Source organism: Ruegeria sp. C2, from assembly GCF_056537765.1.
Genome location: NZ_JBQFRZ010000001.1, coordinates 1740713 through 1754454 on the forward strand (window position 1 = coordinate 1740713; position 13742 = coordinate 1754454).

Genomic DNA, 13742 nt, shown 5'->3' on the forward strand with positions numbered 1-13742 from the left:
CCCTCAACTGGAAGGAAAGCCCGAATGAGTAGACTTGATTCAATGCTGCGCCGCCTGACGGCTCAGCGCGACGGGCTGAACTGGGCCGCTGCGCAGATCGAAGGCATGGATGGCGATGTTTTGGACATGGGGCTGGGCAATGGCCGCACTTACGATCATCTTCGGGAAATCTTACCTGCGCATCGAATCTTGGTGATGGATCGGGTCCTGCAATGTCACCCCGATAGTACGCCTCCGGAAGAGGATTTCCTGCAGGGTGAGGCGGAACCCATGTTGGAAAAGCTGGCCACACAAGGGCGAACCATAGCGTTGGCGCATTATGATTTCGGGCGCGGCATCAAATCCGAGGATGTGGCAGAGGCCGCGCGCCTCAGCCCCTTGATAGCGCAGGTGATGCGCCCCGGAGCGTTGCTGATCTCGGGCCAGCCCTTGGTAGGGTTCGAGCAAATCACGGGGCCCGAAACCATTGCTCCGGACCGGTATCTTTTCTACCGCGCCTGATTTGACACCAGGATGTATCGAGAAACCGAGATGGAGTTCGCGCGCTACGCAGTCTATTTCCTGCCACCGCCTGAGGCTGAATGGGTCCGGTTTTGCAAGGCATGGCTGGGCTGGGACGTGGACGAAGGCCAGCCAGTTCCCCATCCAGATCTTTCCGATATTGATGTTGCTGCCACAACAGAAACGCCGCGCAGATACGGCCTGCACGCGACCCTGAAGCCACCATTTCGTCTGCGAGAGGGGCAAACTCTGGCTGCTTTGAAAGCTGCCTGCAGAGAACTTGCGCAAACGCAGCGACTGGCGGTTGTAACAGGATTGCACATCGCCCCGCTGGGTCGATTTCTGGCTCTTGTGCCGGGTGGTGACACCACAACTGTCAACACACTTGCCGCTGCTTGCGTACGCGATCTGGACAGGTTCCGAATGCCATTGACTGACTCTGAACTAGCGCGCCGTCGCACGGCCAGACTAACGACAGAGCAGGAAAGCAATCTGATCCGTTGGGGGTATCCGCATGTAATGGATACTTTCCGCTTTCACATCACCCTGAGTGGCAAGCTCAACAAACCGACCCTGCAGGAGATTCAAACGCTGCTAGAGGCGAGGCTACATCCGATACTGCCCGAACCACTGGAGATACGTGATCTGGCACTGGTCGGAGAAGCTTCTGATGGCCGATTTCACCTGCTGGAGCGCATTCCCTTGGGCACTTGAGAGAGGATTGCCCCAAATCACGAGCGTAGGGGCTACCCATCGAAGCCTCAGGCAGCTATATGGCCTCGCAAACCAGATCTCACATGAGGCCCGCCATGAGCTTTGATCGCTCCATCAAGATCGCACCTTCCATCCTGTCTGCCGATTTCGCCAATTTCGGACAGGAAATTCAGGCCATCGAAGCACAAGGGGCGGATTGGGTCCACGTCGATGTGATGGATGGGCATTTCGTGCCAAACCTCACTTTCGGCCCACCTGCAGTCAAGGCGTTCCGTCCGCATGTGAAAACAGTGATGGATGTGCACCTGATGATCTCTCCGGTCGATCCCTACATTCAGGCCTATGCAGATGCGGGCGCCGACATCCTGACCGCCCATGTTGAGGCCGGACCGCATACACACAGGACGCTGCAGGCCATCCGCGGTGCCGGTATGAAGGCAGGTGTCGCGCTGAACCCAGGCACTCCGGCGGAAGCGGTTGAGCATTTGCTGGACCTGACCGATCTGGTCTGCGTGATGACGGTGAACCCCGGCTTTGGCGGTCAGAAGTTCATCGACATGACGGCCAAAGTACGTCGACTGCGCGAAATGATCGGCGATCGCCCCGTGCATATCGAGATTGACGGTGGCGTTGATCCCGCCACGGCCCCTCTGGTCGCTGCTGCAGGTGCTGACGTTCTGGTTGCCGGGTCTGCGGTGTTCAAAGGCGGATCGGTGGCCAATCCCTCGGTCTACGGCGACAACATTCGTGCCGTACGCACTGCCGCTGAAAGCGCGGTCGGCTGAGCACAGACGCTCCCGCCAGTCGTCGACATTCCTAACGGAATGCCTCCTCCTGGTGGGTCCGGCATCGCGCGTCGCGCGATGCCGGACCCAAAGCCGCAAGCGGTATTGGCGCAGCCAATATTGCGCGGGCGCGGGAGTACACCAGCGGGCGTTGTCACTCTGATTTATTCAGGTCATCAAAGCTGCGACCCTTGGCAACCAACTGTTCCAGCAAAGGCGCAGGTCGCCAGAAATACGGATCCTCTTCTGACCATTTGCGAATATCGCTTAACAGGTCCGGCAGCCCCTGCAGGTCGGCCCATTTCAGCGGCCCGCCCCAGAAGCGCGGAAAGCCGTAACCGTAGAGCAACGTAACATCCACATCCAACGGTCGACGTGCAATCCCCTCACCCACGACGCGCGCCGCTTCGTTCACCATCGCAATCATGTAACGTCGCACGATCTCCTCATCCGAGAAACTTCGCACAGTCAGTCCCTGCGCCGCCCGGTCGGCTTCGATCAGCGTCACAACCTCCGGGTTGGGAGTGCCGCCGCGTTGCCCTTTCCGATAAATGTAGTACCCCTTGCCGGTTTTCTGACCAAAATGACCAGCCTCACACAGCTTGTCGGCATAGAAACTATCTCGCGCCCGCGGGTCCAGACCTGCCGCGCGTTTGCGCTTACGGGTGGCCCAGCCGATATCCAGACCGGCCAGATCCGAAACTGCAAACGGACCCATCGCAAACCCGAACTCTGTCAGAGCCTTGTCGATCTGAAACGGTGATGCGCCATCCAGAACCATGTGATCGGCACACGCCCGATAGGCGCTGAGGATCCGATTGCCGATAAACCCGTCACACACACCAGCACGGACCGAGACCTTGCCCAATCGATTACCCAACGCAAAGCCGGTCGCGACCACCTCGGGCGATGTCCGATCAGCCACAACGATTTCCAGCAGCTTCATGACATGGGCAGGCGAGAAAAAGTGTAACCCGATGACTGCACCTGGCCGATTGATCGACGCCGCAATCTCATTGATGTCGAGATAAGAGGTGTTGGTCGCCAGAACCGCCCCCGTCTTACAAACAGCATCCAGCTGCGCGAAGACCTGTTTCTTGACGTCCATGTCTTCAAAGACGGCTTCGATCACAAGATCCGTAGCGCTCAGTACCTCGTAATCGGTCGCCAGAACCAACTTGTTCTGCAGTATGTCGTCATGATCCTCGGGGCTCAGCTTGCCGCGTTTCACTGCGCCAGCCAAATTCCCTGCGATCCGCTCCCTGGCCGCCTGCGCCGCCTCCGGCGACATTTCGAGCAGAACGACCGGCAGGCCTGACAGCAAAGCCGCCGTTGCGATACCCGCGCCCATGGTACCACCGCCGATAACCCCGACTTGATGCAGTTCCTTCGATGCGAATCCCTCCAACTCCGGCAATTTTGAAACTGCTCGTTCGGCGAAAAAGGCGTGGATCAGTCCTTTACGTTGGTCAGAGGCCATGAGCTCCATGAACAACTCCCGCTCGCGCATCAGGCCTGCAGCGAAATGCTCGGCTTCGCAGGCGGCTTGAACAGCGCGAACGGCGACTGCGGGCGATAACTGGCCCCGCCCTTTCTTGAGCACGGCATCATAAGTAGCGTTAAAATCAATCGGAGTGGGCTTGGGCATGTCGCAGACTGCGCGGCGCGGCGCGTTGCTGTCGAGCAGTTCACGCGTATAGGCCAACCCGATTTCGCGGGGGTCACCCTCTTGCACGCGATCCAGCACTCCCATCTCCAATGCTTCGGGGGCGCGCACGTGCCGCCCGGTGGTGATCATGTCCAAAGCCTTGTCGACCCCAGTTACCCGCGGCAGGCGTTGTGTCCCACCCGCGCCGGGCAGGATACCCAGATTAACCTCGGGCAGCCCGACCTTGGCTGCTGGCACCGCGATACGGTAGTGACACGACAAAGCCACCTCGAGCCCGCCGCCCAGAGCAGTCCCGTGCAAAGCCGACACCACCAACAGAGGCGATGCCTCGATACGATCGCAAAGCGCAGGCAAATAAGGCTCTTGTGGCGATTTGCCGAATTCCCGGATATCGGCGCCTGCAAAGTATGTCCGCCCCTCTCCATAGATCAGCACAGCGCGGGCCCCCTCAGACTCGGCGCGCTCGACCCCCTCAAGAATGCCGCGGCGCATGTCGACGCCCAGCGCATTTACGGGCGGATTCTGTGCGGCCAGTACCGCGATATCGTCGATTTTCTCATAGCTGATCACCTGGGACATGCGCACGACCTCTCTACCCGCGTCACTTATTTGACAGAGACTGAACTGGTCGGGCCGCGTATTCAAGTATATTTTCGACCAACCGTTCGGTTTTTGAATTATACGCCCTCTAACGCTTATGTGACGCCCCTCTGCATGCCAACGCGCTAACTTGAGCAAAACAAGCTCAATTGAGCCTACGCGGACGTACCGGACAATTTCGTTGGACCGGCACCAAAACAGGGAGACATGAGATGTGTGATGTATGCGTAATGAACGCCGTCAAGGACCGGATGATGTCACGGCGATCCTTCTTCAAGGCTGGCGCGGCTGTGGCAGCCGGTACAGCGCTTGGGACGGCCAGTGCGCCCCCGGCATTGGCGGTTGGCCATGGAGAAGTTGTGGACATGACCCACATCTATGACGCCGACTTCCCAACGTACTTCGGCGAGCCCGGCATCGAAGCCACGCAATCCTTCAATTTCAAGGATCACGGATTTAACCTGTTCAATCTTGCGGTCAACGAACATACCGGTACGCATATTGATGCGCCGCTGCATTTCTCGGCAGACGGTCAGTCGGTTGACGAGATCCCGGTATCCAACCTTATCTGCCCGCTCTGCGTGGTCGATATTGCCGCTAAGGCGGCCGAGAATGCGGATGCGCAGGTCACCCCGGATGACCTGAAGGCCTGGATTGACGCAAACGGCCCAATACCCGACGGTGCCTGCGTGGCGATGCATTCCGGCTGGGGAACCAAGACCGCCACCGCGGGTTTCCGGAATACCGATGATGAGGGCAAAATGCACTTCCCTGGATTCCATGTCGAAGCCGCTCAGATGTTGATAGATGAGACTGGCGCGGTTGCGATGGCCGTCGACTCTCTGTCTCTGGATCATGGGCCATCTGCAGATTTCGCAACCCACTATGCGTGGCTGCCGACCAATCGTTATGGCATCGAGAACCTGGCCAATCTCGATAAGGTTCCCGCCAGCGGCGCGACGCTCATTGTGGGTGCTCCGGCGCATCGTGGCGGAACGGGCGGACCGGCGCGCATCTTTGCAATGGTCTGAGACATCTGCAGGCAAATTGACGCATCATGTGGGCGAGGCTTCGGCTTTGCCCATATTTTAAGGGGAATTCTTCCACTTTCGCGCTTTGAATTGCGCACGCCGCACAGCTGCTATGTCATGGGCGCTGTGGTTGTATTGTCTGACCCGCGATACACACGTTCCCGAAACTCAACGATCAACGGGACTCAGACATATGCGATCTTTAGCAACGCAATACCTCTCCCTGCAGTCAGTCCTCGAAGCCACCATCGATGTCGCCAGAGGCATTTTGCAGGCCTTTACAGAAATCGGAGAGGCACGAGTAAAAGTGCATAGGATTCAAGCGCTTTGGTCTCTGTCCGACGCAGAGCTGGCTGCCCGCAGCCTGCGTCGCGAAGACATTGTGCGTCTGGTCATAGCGGATGTGATCTAACCAGCCCTGATCACCTTTTTCAGAGAAACCCGCATCCCTGCGGGTTTTTCTTTGCGCTGCGCTAATATGTTACCAATTTTTCACCGCAAGAGTAATCACGTTACATTTTACTTGCTGCGAATCATCTTCCTGACTATTAACCGACCCATCGGTCACTTAATGACGTGACATCAAATTCGGAGCCCTCGCCCTATGGACGCCTTTATCTGCGACGCTCAGCGCACCCCAATCGGACGGTATGGCGGAAGCCTCAGCCAAGTGCGCACGGATGATCTGGCAGCAATCCCGATTTCGGCCCTGATGGCGCGCAACCCACAGGTCGATTGGACAAGCGTGGACGATGTGATCTACGGCGACGCCAATCAGGCCGGGGAAAGCAACCGCAACGTTGCGCGGATGGCTGCTCTGCTGGCGGGACTGCCTGTGGATGTACCTGGCACGACGATCAACCGGCTTTGTGCCTCCGGCATGGATGCGGTCGGCATGGCGGCCCGTGCAATCCGGGCCGGGGATTATGACATGGCGATCGCTGGCGGCGTCGAGAGCATGTCCCGCGCGCCATTTGTGATGCCCAAAGCCACCTCGGCCTTCTCGCGAGCCAATGCGGTTTATGACACCACAATCGGCTGGCGCTTCGTGAATCCCAAAATGCAGCAAAATTTTGGTATCGACTCGATGCCCGAAACAGCAGATAACGTAGCGGAAGCTTATGGTATCAGCCGTTCCGATCAGGACGCCTTTGCCGAACGCAGCCAGGCCCGCTGGGCCGCGGCGCACCAGACCGGGGTGTTTCAGGAGGAGATCACCCCGGTCACAATCCCCCAGCGCAAAGGCGACCCTGTCGTGCTTGACACGGACGAGCACCCGCGCCCGGGAACTACAGCCGAGAAACTGTCAGGCCTGAAGGGCATCAACGGACCGGACAAAACCGTGACCGCTGGGAATGCCTCGGGCGTAAACGACGGGGCCGCCGCCATTCTGATGGCAAATGAGGCAACCGCAGCAAAGAACAATCTCACCCCGATTGCCCGTGTGGTCGGCATGTCCGTTGCCGGGGTCGAACCGCGCGTGATGGGCATTGGCCCGGTTCCGGCCAGCCAAAAGGTGCTGGCCCGCGCCGGGCTGAGCATCGAACAGATGGATGTGATAGAATTGAATGAGGCCTTTGCCTCACAAGGGCTGGCGACGTTGCGCGAGTTGGGCGTGGCAGACGACGCGCCGCATGTGAACCCGAACGGCGGCGCAATTGCGATCGGTCACCCGCTTGGGATGAGCGGTGCGCGGCTGGTGATGACCGCCGCCTATCAACTGCGCCGCACGGGCGGGCGCTATGCGCTTTGCACCATGTGCGTGGGCGTTGGCCAGGGGGCCGCACTTATTCTCGAACGCGTGTAAGGGAGGAGACCTCACATGTATGCTCAGATGATCAAGACAGCCGGAACAGGCGTGAAATCCCGCGAGGAGATGACCGAGCAGGAGCGCGCCTTTCAGGACAAGATTGACGCCGATATCAAGATCGAGCCCAAGGACTGGATGCCCGACGACTATCGCGCGACACTGATCCGTCAAATTGGACAGCACGCGCATTCCGAGATCGTCGGTCAGCTGCCCGAAGGCAACTGGATCACCCGCGCACCCACGCTGGAGCGCAAGGCAATCCTGCTGGCAAAGGTGCAGGATGAAGCCGGGCACGGCCTGTATCTCTATTGCGCCGCCGAAACTCTGGGCGTCAGCCGCGATGAGATCACCGAGATGCTGCTGGATGGACGCATGAAATACTCGTCGATCTTCAACTATCCAACGCTGAACTGGGCCGATATCGGTGCGGTCGGATGGCTGGTCGATGGGGCCGCGATCATGAACCAGGTTCCGTTGCAGCGGACGTCCTTCGGACCCTACTCGCGCGCGATGATCCGCATTTGCAAGGAAGAATCGTTCCACCAGCGTCAGGGTTATGACGCGATCCGCAAGATGGCCGAAGGCACGCCCGAACAGCGCAGGATGGCGCAGGACGCGATGAACCGTCTGTGGTACCCGTCGCTGATGATGTTCGGGCCATCGGACAAGGAAAGCGTGCATTCCGCGCAATCCATGGCTTGGAAGATCAAGATCAACACCAATGATGAGCTGCGCCAGAAGTTCGTGGACCAGACCGTGCCACAGGCCGAGTATCTAGGTCTGACCATTCCCGACCCGGACCTGAAATGGAACGAAGAGCGGGGCCACTACGACTACACCGACCCGGACTGGTCCGAGTTCTTCGATGTGATCAAGGGCAACGGCCCATGTAACGTCGACCGTTTGGCCGCGCGCAACAAGGCCTGGGACGACGGTAAATGGGTTCGTGACGGATTGCTGGCCCATGCCCGCAAGAAACGCGCCGCAAATCTGGCTGCAGAATAAGACTGCCCTGAGGAGGATACCAAATGAACAACGAATGGCCCCTGTGGGAAATCTTCATCCGCGGACAACATGGCATGAGCCACCGCCATGTCGGATCGTTACACGCCCCAGACGCCGAGATGGCGATCAAGAATGCCCGCGACGTCTATACCCGTCGCAATGAAGGCGTGTCGATCTGGGTGGTTGAAGCTAATAACATCTCGGCCTCATCGCCCAGCGACAAAGGTCCGCTGTACGAGCCCAGCGAAAGCAAAGTGTACCGCCATCCAACCTTCTTCGACATTCCAGAAGAAGTGGGGGCGATGTAATGAGTGCTCCGGTTTCAAACGACGCTTTGCTGCAGTTCCTACTGCGGATGGGGGACAACACCCTGATCCTTGGCCATCGCGTCAGCGAATGGTGCGGCCATGCACCGGTGCTTGAGGAAGACATCGCTCTGGCCAATACCGCGCTGGACCTGATCGGCCAGACCCAGATGTGGCTGGGTCTTGCGGGTGAGATCGACGGCGGCAAATCCGCCGATGATCTGGCCTTTCTGCGCGACGCATGGGATTTCCGCAACGTGCTGTTGGTAGAAGTCCCCAACGGAGATTTCGGCCGCACTCTGATGCGTCAGTTCCTGTTTGATGCGTGGCATTCGATCATGCTGGGGCACCTGATGACATCCTCTGATGACCGGGTCGCGGCGATTGCCGCCAAGGCCAGCAAAGAGGTCACCTACCACCTCGAACGTTCGGGCGATACGGTTGTAGGACTCGGTGACGGGACCGAAGAAAGCCATGCCCGGATGCAAGAGGCGCTGGATTACCTTTGGCCCTATGTGGGTGAGATGTTTGCCAGCGACGACGTGGATGCCGAGATGGTTGCCGCGGGGATTGCTCCGAGCCCGGCTGACCTGCGCGCAGAATATGACGCTCTGGTTGGGCGCATCCTGACCGAAGCGACCCTGGCCATTCCCGAAAGCCGCTTTGCCCATAAAGGGGGTCGTGATGGCCGCATGCATACCGAGCATCTGGGCCACTTGCTGACGCAAATGCAGTGGCTGCAGCGCGCCTATCCCGGCGCAAAGTGGTAAGGATCGATGCGGGCCTCAACGGATCAGGTTTGGCAATGGCTCGATGCCGTACCAGACCCCGAGATTCCAGTGATCTCAGTCGTCGATCTGGGTATCGTGCGCGATGTTCAATGGGATGATGACACGCTGAAGGTCACGGTCACGCCGACCTATTCGGGCTGTCCGGCGACCTCGGTGATCAGCATGGACATCGAAACCGCGCTACGTGACCACGGGATCAGTGATTTGCGGATCGAGACCAGCATCTCGCCCGCCTGGACCACTGATTGGCTCAGCAAAAAGGGCCGTTCCAAGCTTGAGGATTACGGCATCGCTCCGCCCCAGCCCGCAGGCGGCCCTGAACGCTGTCCGCGCTGCGGCAGCAAGGCGGTCGAGAAGGTCAGCCAGTTCGGCTCGACCCCGTGCAAGGCCCATTGGCGCTGTACCGACTGCCTGGAACCTTTTGATTATTTCAAGTGCATCTGAGGGAGGATCACCGGATGGCACGCTTTCACGATCTGAAAGTCACCGACATTCACAAAACCATCCGCGATGCGGTGGTGGTGACGTTGAAGCCGATGAACGGCTCGGCTGAGGAGTTCGACTTTACTCAAGGCCAATACCTGACTTTCCGCCGCGATTTCGACGGGGAAGAGCTCCGCCGCTCTTATTCGATCTGCGCAGGCAAGGATGACGGAATTCTGCAGGTGGGGATCAAGCGTGTGGATGGTGGCGCGTTCTCAACCTGGGCGAACAGCGATCTGAAGGTCGGCGATACGGTGCAGGCGATGCCCCCGATGGGCAGCTTTCACACCGCAATCGATCCATCCGCCGAAAAGCAGTATCTGGGTTTTGCCGGTGGGTCGGGCATCACCCCGGTTCTGTCGATCCTGAAAACCACACTCGCCCGAGAGCCACACTCCCGGTTCACGTTGGTCTATGCCAACAAAGGCGTGAACACGATCATGTTCCGAGAGGAGCTGGAAGACCTTAAGAACCTCTATATGGGGCGCCTGAACGTCATCCATATTCTGGAAACAGACGCGCAAGAGATCGAACTGTTCACTGGTCTGGTGACGCAGGAAAAATGCGCCGAACTGTTTGAGCACTGGATCGACATCCAGAACGTCGACACAGCCTTTATCTGTGGCCCCGAACCGATGATGCTGGGTATTGCCTCGGCGCTGCGCGCACATGGGTTGAATGACGGGCAGATCAAGTTCGAGCTCTTCGCCAGCGCCCAACCTGGTCGCGCCAAGCGAAAGGTGAGTGGAGCAGACACGTCATCTCAGGCCAACCAGACCAAAGCGTCGATCACGATGGACGGGGCTACGCAGACAGTCACCATGCCCAAGGATCAGTCGATACTTGATGCGGCTTTGGAAAACGCGATGGACGCGCCTTACGCCTGCAAGGCCGGGGTCTGTTCAACCTGCCGATGCCGGGTGCTTGAGGGCGACGTCGAGATGGTCGCCAATCACGCGTTGGAAGATTACGAGGTCGAGAAAGGCTATGTCCTGAGCTGTCAGGCCTATCCGCTGACCGACACTGTGGTCGTGGACTACGACCAATAGACCGGAGAGAATGATGGCTGAAGACATGACAATCGAGAGCTATCTGGCAGCAGGTGGCGTTCTAAGCAACCCGACCAATGTTCCGCCGCGCTATCGCGCGGAGCTGATGAAGCTGATGGCGACCTTCGTGGACAGCGAACTGGCCGGGGCCGCGGGTTTTGCCGATATCATCAATCAGGGCCCCGGCATCAAGGAACGCATCGCGGCGGCCAAGATTGTGCTGGAAAAGACCGACAATGCGGATCGTGTTCTGAAGATCATGGGCGAGTTCGGAGCCAACACAGATCAGTATGCAAATCACCATCCCTGGACCACACGTCTGGATCGTGATGCAGATATAGGTGCGACCCGCTCTGAGCATGACATGCGCCTTGCGGTGTTCAACTATCCGATCGAAGGATGGGAAGACGCTGTGGTGATGAATCTGCTGATGAGTCAGGCCGTTGCCGTTCAACTCTCTCAGTTTTCGCAGATATCCTATCAACCTCTGGCCGAAGCCTTCCGCGAGATATCCCCGATCGAGGCACGCCACGGTGAGCTGGCCTTTGAGGGTGCGGGCAAGCTGATCGAACAGGGAAAGGCTGCAGAGATGCAAGCGTCAGTCGACTATTGGTGGCCCCGCGTCGCGGCCAGTTTCGGGGTCGGCACCGCCGAGAAAACCGAAACGCTCCGCAAGCTTGGGCTGCGGCAGCTGACCGGGGTTGAAATGAAAGATCAGTGGGTGGCCAGAGCGACCGAACAGGTCGAGAAACTGGGCCTCAAAGCGCCCTAGCTTTCAAGGTTGGCGCTTGCGACTCAGCAACCCATACTTCACGGCCAATCCGCGAAGTGAACGACGGTTGCGCCGATCTGTCTTCAATGCCTTCAGCGATTGAGCACCACTTTTCCGGTTGAACTCGAAGACGTCAATCACCCGCTCGGCGCAGCCACAGGCTTCGCCCAGACCTACTTTGGCGAAATAGAATTTATCGAAACGATCAGGGCGTTGCATGAGGGGCCTCCGCCCTCATTCAAACCGATCCGGGCTGCGAAACCAAATCAACTCTGCGCCAGATGCCCGTCAGAGACCGTCAACCCCAGACAAGGTCAGGTCACTCACCAGCGCGGCATAGTCGCTGCGTGCATCGGTATCTGCGCCTGCGTTCCACATGTAGAACCAGTTCAGCATCCCGAACACGGACATGGTGGTCGCTCGCAGCTTGGCCGCGTCATCCTTGAAGGTTGCAGGCGAGGTGCTGGCGATGATGTCGCTTACGAACACCACCAGATCTCTTTGATATCCACGCAGCAATTTCTGCTGATCCTCGGGCAAGGCCGACATGCCGCTGGTTTGCACCCGGTGCTCATCATCCACGCCCTGATAGGCCAGCAGAATTTCCCGCACGACGCGCCTCAGGCGTTCCGCAGGCTCCAGCCCAACAAGGTCGAGGCCGCAAATCTGGTCACGCAGCTGCAGCAGGTAGCTGTCGAGTATATCGAACAGAATAGCATCCTTGCTGTCATAGTAATGATAGATGTTGGCCTTCGATATCCCGCATTCCCGCGCCAGCTGAGACATGGACGCCCGATCAAACCCTTCCTGCGCGAAAACGCGCGCGGCGGATTTCAGGATGCGAGCCCGTTTGTGGTCATGGTCTTTTGCTATCGTGCGCGCCAATACACTACACTCCGTCTCTGCGTTAACTGTCCCGATTGTCGATCACGCGCCGGGCTTTGCCCTGCGAGCGTTCGACTTCGCCCGGCTCGCCTATATCGATCTCGGTCGAGATGCCAACCACCTCTTTAATCCGGCGTGATAGCATCCGGGCAGCAGCGGTCTTGCTCAACTCATCCGCTGCGTCCGGCGTTGCCTCGACATGGATGCGCATCGCGTCCATCCGGCCCGCTTTGTAAAGCTCAATCTGGTAATAGGGCGCGAGACCTCCGGTTGCCAGAACCTGCTCCTCGATCTGGCTGGGAAAGACATTGACACCTCGCAGAATGATCATGTCATCCGAACGCCCTGTGATCTTCTCCATCCGTCGCATCGATCGCGCGGTGCCGGGTAGCAGCCGGGTCAGGTCGCGGGTACGATAGCGGATCATCGGAAGGCCCTCTTTGGTCAGCGTGGTAAAGACAAGCTCACCGATCTCACCATCAGGGAGGACCTCGCCAGTCACGGGGTCGATAATCTCGGGATAGAAGTGATCTTCCCAGATCACCGGACCGTCTTTAGTTTCGACGCACTCATTTGCGACGCCCGGTCCCATGATCTCGGATAGGCCATAGATATCGACGGCATGCATGTCGAAAGCTTGCTCAACCTCGGCGCGCATCGAATCTGTCCAAGGTTCAGCGCCAAAGACGCCGACAGCCAAGGAACTTTCGCTCGGATCGAGTCCAATCTTGTGATACTGCTCAAGAATGTTCAGCATATAAGATGGTGTTACCATAATCCCGTCTGGTTTGAAGTCGGTGATCAGATCAACCTGCTTGCCGGTCTGCCCACCGCTCATCGGGACGACCGTGGCCCCCAGGCGTTCGATTCCATAATGCGCGCCCAGACCGCCGGTGAACAGGCCATAGCCATAGGCGTTGTGCACCATGTCGCCCCGGCGCAAACCGCTGGCACGCAATGACCGCGCCACCAGATCCGCCCAGTTGTCTATGTCGCCTTGCGTATACCCCACGACGGTTGGTTTACCCGTGGTTCCCGACGAGGCATGAACACGAATGATCTGCTCACGCGGGACTGCAAACAGACCAAAGGGATAGTTTTCCCTCAGATCGTTTTTGTAGGTAAACGGAAACCGTGCCAGATCACTGAGGGACTGAAGGTCGTCAGGATGCATACCGGCCTCATCAAACCGCTGCCGGTACATCGGCACGTTGTCATAAGCATGGCGCAGCGACCATTTCAGCCGATCCAACTGTAGGTTGCGGATTTTATCAATCGAGGCGATCTCGATCGGATCAAGATCCGCCTTGTTCGGAGTAAGATCCTTCATGCCATCCCCCTC

General features: G+C 58.5%; 16 protein-coding genes. 12 read left to right on the forward strand and 4 right to left on the reverse strand.

Annotated elements, in window-relative coordinates; genetic code table 11:
- The first annotated feature begins 24 nt into the window (after positions 1–24).
- From ACR0IV_RS08765 to rpe, 3 genes are all read left to right on the forward strand, one after another.
- Complete coding sequence (locus ACR0IV_RS08765; RefSeq protein ID WP_480657004.1) at positions 25–501, forward strand: class I SAM-dependent methyltransferase; 477 nt, start codon at positions 25–27, stop codon at positions 499–501.
- Between the two features lie 12 nt (positions 502–513).
- Complete coding sequence (locus ACR0IV_RS08770) at positions 514–1215, forward strand: DUF1045 domain-containing protein (protein ID WP_480657003.1); 702 nt, start codon at positions 514–516, stop codon at positions 1213–1215.
- Positions 1216–1310: 95 nt separating this feature from the next.
- A complete protein-coding gene (gene rpe, locus ACR0IV_RS08775) occupies positions 1311–2000 on the forward strand; it encodes a ribulose-phosphate 3-epimerase (RefSeq protein WP_480657002.1) in 690 nt (229 codons plus the stop codon).
- 154 nt (positions 2001–2154) lie between these two features.
- Here rpe and ACR0IV_RS08780 read toward each other — a convergent pair whose 3' ends face one another.
- Positions 2155–4248: a 3-hydroxyacyl-CoA dehydrogenase NAD-binding domain-containing protein gene (locus ACR0IV_RS08780; RefSeq protein WP_480657001.1), complete on the reverse strand. Its 2094-nt coding sequence runs from the start codon at positions 4246–4248 to the stop codon at positions 2155–2157.
- 233 nt (positions 4249–4481) lie between these two features.
- Here ACR0IV_RS08780 and ACR0IV_RS08785 point away from each other — a divergent pair, with 233 nt between their 5' ends.
- From ACR0IV_RS08785 to ACR0IV_RS08825, 9 genes are all read left to right on the forward strand, one after another.
- On the forward strand, positions 4482–5300 hold the full coding sequence (locus ACR0IV_RS08785; protein WP_480657000.1) for a cyclase family protein: 819 nt from the start codon (positions 4482–4484) through the stop codon (positions 5298–5300).
- A gap of 193 nt (positions 5301–5493) precedes the next feature.
- Complete coding sequence (locus ACR0IV_RS08790) at positions 5494–5712, forward strand: DUF1127 domain-containing protein (protein ID WP_480656999.1); 219 nt, start codon at positions 5494–5496, stop codon at positions 5710–5712.
- Positions 5713–5904: 192 nt separating this feature from the next.
- Complete coding sequence (pcaF, locus tag ACR0IV_RS08795; protein ID WP_480656998.1) at positions 5905–7107, forward strand: 3-oxoadipyl-CoA thiolase; 1203 nt, start codon at positions 5905–5907, stop codon at positions 7105–7107.
- Between the two features lie 15 nt (positions 7108–7122).
- Complete coding sequence (gene paaA / locus ACR0IV_RS08800; RefSeq protein ID WP_480656997.1) at positions 7123–8115, forward strand: 1,2-phenylacetyl-CoA epoxidase subunit PaaA; 993 nt, start codon at positions 7123–7125, stop codon at positions 8113–8115.
- Positions 8116–8138: 23 nt separating this feature from the next.
- Positions 8139–8423: a 1,2-phenylacetyl-CoA epoxidase subunit PaaB gene (gene paaB / locus ACR0IV_RS08805; RefSeq protein WP_170404692.1), complete on the forward strand. Its 285-nt coding sequence runs from the start codon at positions 8139–8141 to the stop codon at positions 8421–8423.
- Positions 8423–9190, forward strand: a complete 768-nt coding sequence (gene paaC, locus ACR0IV_RS08810) for a 1,2-phenylacetyl-CoA epoxidase subunit PaaC (protein WP_480656996.1) — start codon at positions 8423–8425, stop codon at positions 9188–9190. The genes paaB and paaC overlap by 1 nt, the downstream gene beginning before the upstream one ends.
- A 6-nt stretch (positions 9191–9196) precedes the next feature.
- Entirely contained in the window at positions 9197–9655 is a 459-nt protein-coding gene (gene paaD, locus ACR0IV_RS08815) for a 1,2-phenylacetyl-CoA epoxidase subunit PaaD (protein ID WP_480656995.1), read from the forward strand.
- Positions 9656–9669: 14 nt separating this feature from the next.
- Positions 9670–10743 (forward strand): 1,2-phenylacetyl-CoA epoxidase subunit PaaE, encoded by a 1074-nt coding sequence (gene paaE / locus ACR0IV_RS08820; RefSeq protein WP_480656994.1) that lies wholly within the window; start codon positions 9670–9672, stop codon positions 10741–10743.
- 13 nt (positions 10744–10756) lie between these two features.
- Positions 10757–11515: a Phenylacetic acid catabolic protein gene (locus ACR0IV_RS08825; protein ID WP_480656993.1), complete on the forward strand. Its 759-nt coding sequence runs from the start codon at positions 10757–10759 to the stop codon at positions 11513–11515.
- Between the two features lie 3 nt (positions 11516–11518).
- On the opposite strand, the gene ACR0IV_RS08830 is transcribed toward ACR0IV_RS08825, so the two are convergent.
- From ACR0IV_RS08830 to paaK, 3 genes are all read right to left on the reverse strand, one after another.
- Positions 11519–11734, reverse strand: coding sequence for a hypothetical protein (locus tag ACR0IV_RS08830; protein ID WP_480656992.1), 216 nt, complete (start codon positions 11732–11734; stop codon positions 11519–11521).
- Positions 11735–11803: 69 nt separating this feature from the next.
- On the reverse strand, positions 11804–12400 hold the full coding sequence (locus ACR0IV_RS08835) for a TetR/AcrR family transcriptional regulator (RefSeq protein ID WP_480656991.1): 597 nt from the start codon (positions 12398–12400) through the stop codon (positions 11804–11806).
- Positions 12401–12422: 22 nt separating this feature from the next.
- The gene (paaK, locus tag ACR0IV_RS08840; RefSeq protein WP_480656990.1) at positions 12423–13730 is read right to left on the reverse strand and encodes a phenylacetate--CoA ligase PaaK; all 1308 of its coding nucleotides are present in this window, start codon (positions 13728–13730) and stop codon (positions 12423–12425) included.
- Positions 13731–13742 lie beyond the last annotated feature (12 nt).

Coding starts and splice junctions, on each gene's coding strand:
- ACR0IV_RS08765 (WP_480657004.1), top strand. CDS start 25: ATGAGTAGACTTGATTCAATGCTGCGCCGCCTGACGGCTCAGCGCGAC.
- ACR0IV_RS08770 (WP_480657003.1), top strand. CDS start 514: ATGTATCGAGAAACCGAGATGGAGTTCGCGCGCTACGCAGTCTATTTC.
- rpe (WP_480657002.1), top strand. CDS start 1,311: ATGAGCTTTGATCGCTCCATCAAGATCGCACCTTCCATCCTGTCTGCC.
- ACR0IV_RS08780 (WP_480657001.1), bottom strand. CDS start 4,248: ATGTCCCAGGTGATCAGCTATGAGAAAATCGACGATATCGCGGTACTG.
- ACR0IV_RS08785 (WP_480657000.1), top strand. CDS start 4,482: ATGTGTGATGTATGCGTAATGAACGCCGTCAAGGACCGGATGATGTCA.
- ACR0IV_RS08790 (WP_480656999.1), top strand. CDS start 5,494: ATGCGATCTTTAGCAACGCAATACCTCTCCCTGCAGTCAGTCCTCGAA.
- pcaF (WP_480656998.1), top strand. CDS start 5,905: ATGGACGCCTTTATCTGCGACGCTCAGCGCACCCCAATCGGACGGTAT.
- paaA (WP_480656997.1), top strand. CDS start 7,123: ATGTATGCTCAGATGATCAAGACAGCCGGAACAGGCGTGAAATCCCGC.
- paaB (WP_170404692.1), top strand. CDS start 8,139: ATGAACAACGAATGGCCCCTGTGGGAAATCTTCATCCGCGGACAACAT.
- paaC (WP_480656996.1), top strand. CDS start 8,423: ATGAGTGCTCCGGTTTCAAACGACGCTTTGCTGCAGTTCCTACTGCGG.
- paaD (WP_480656995.1), top strand. CDS start 9,197: ATGCGGGCCTCAACGGATCAGGTTTGGCAATGGCTCGATGCCGTACCA.
- paaE (WP_480656994.1), top strand. CDS start 9,670: ATGGCACGCTTTCACGATCTGAAAGTCACCGACATTCACAAAACCATC.
- ACR0IV_RS08825 (WP_480656993.1), top strand. CDS start 10,757: ATGGCTGAAGACATGACAATCGAGAGCTATCTGGCAGCAGGTGGCGTT.
- ACR0IV_RS08830 (WP_480656992.1), bottom strand. CDS start 11,734: ATGCAACGCCCTGATCGTTTCGATAAATTCTATTTCGCCAAAGTAGGT.
- paaK (WP_480656990.1), bottom strand. CDS start 13,730: ATGAAGGATCTTACTCCGAACAAGGCGGATCTTGATCCGATCGAGATC.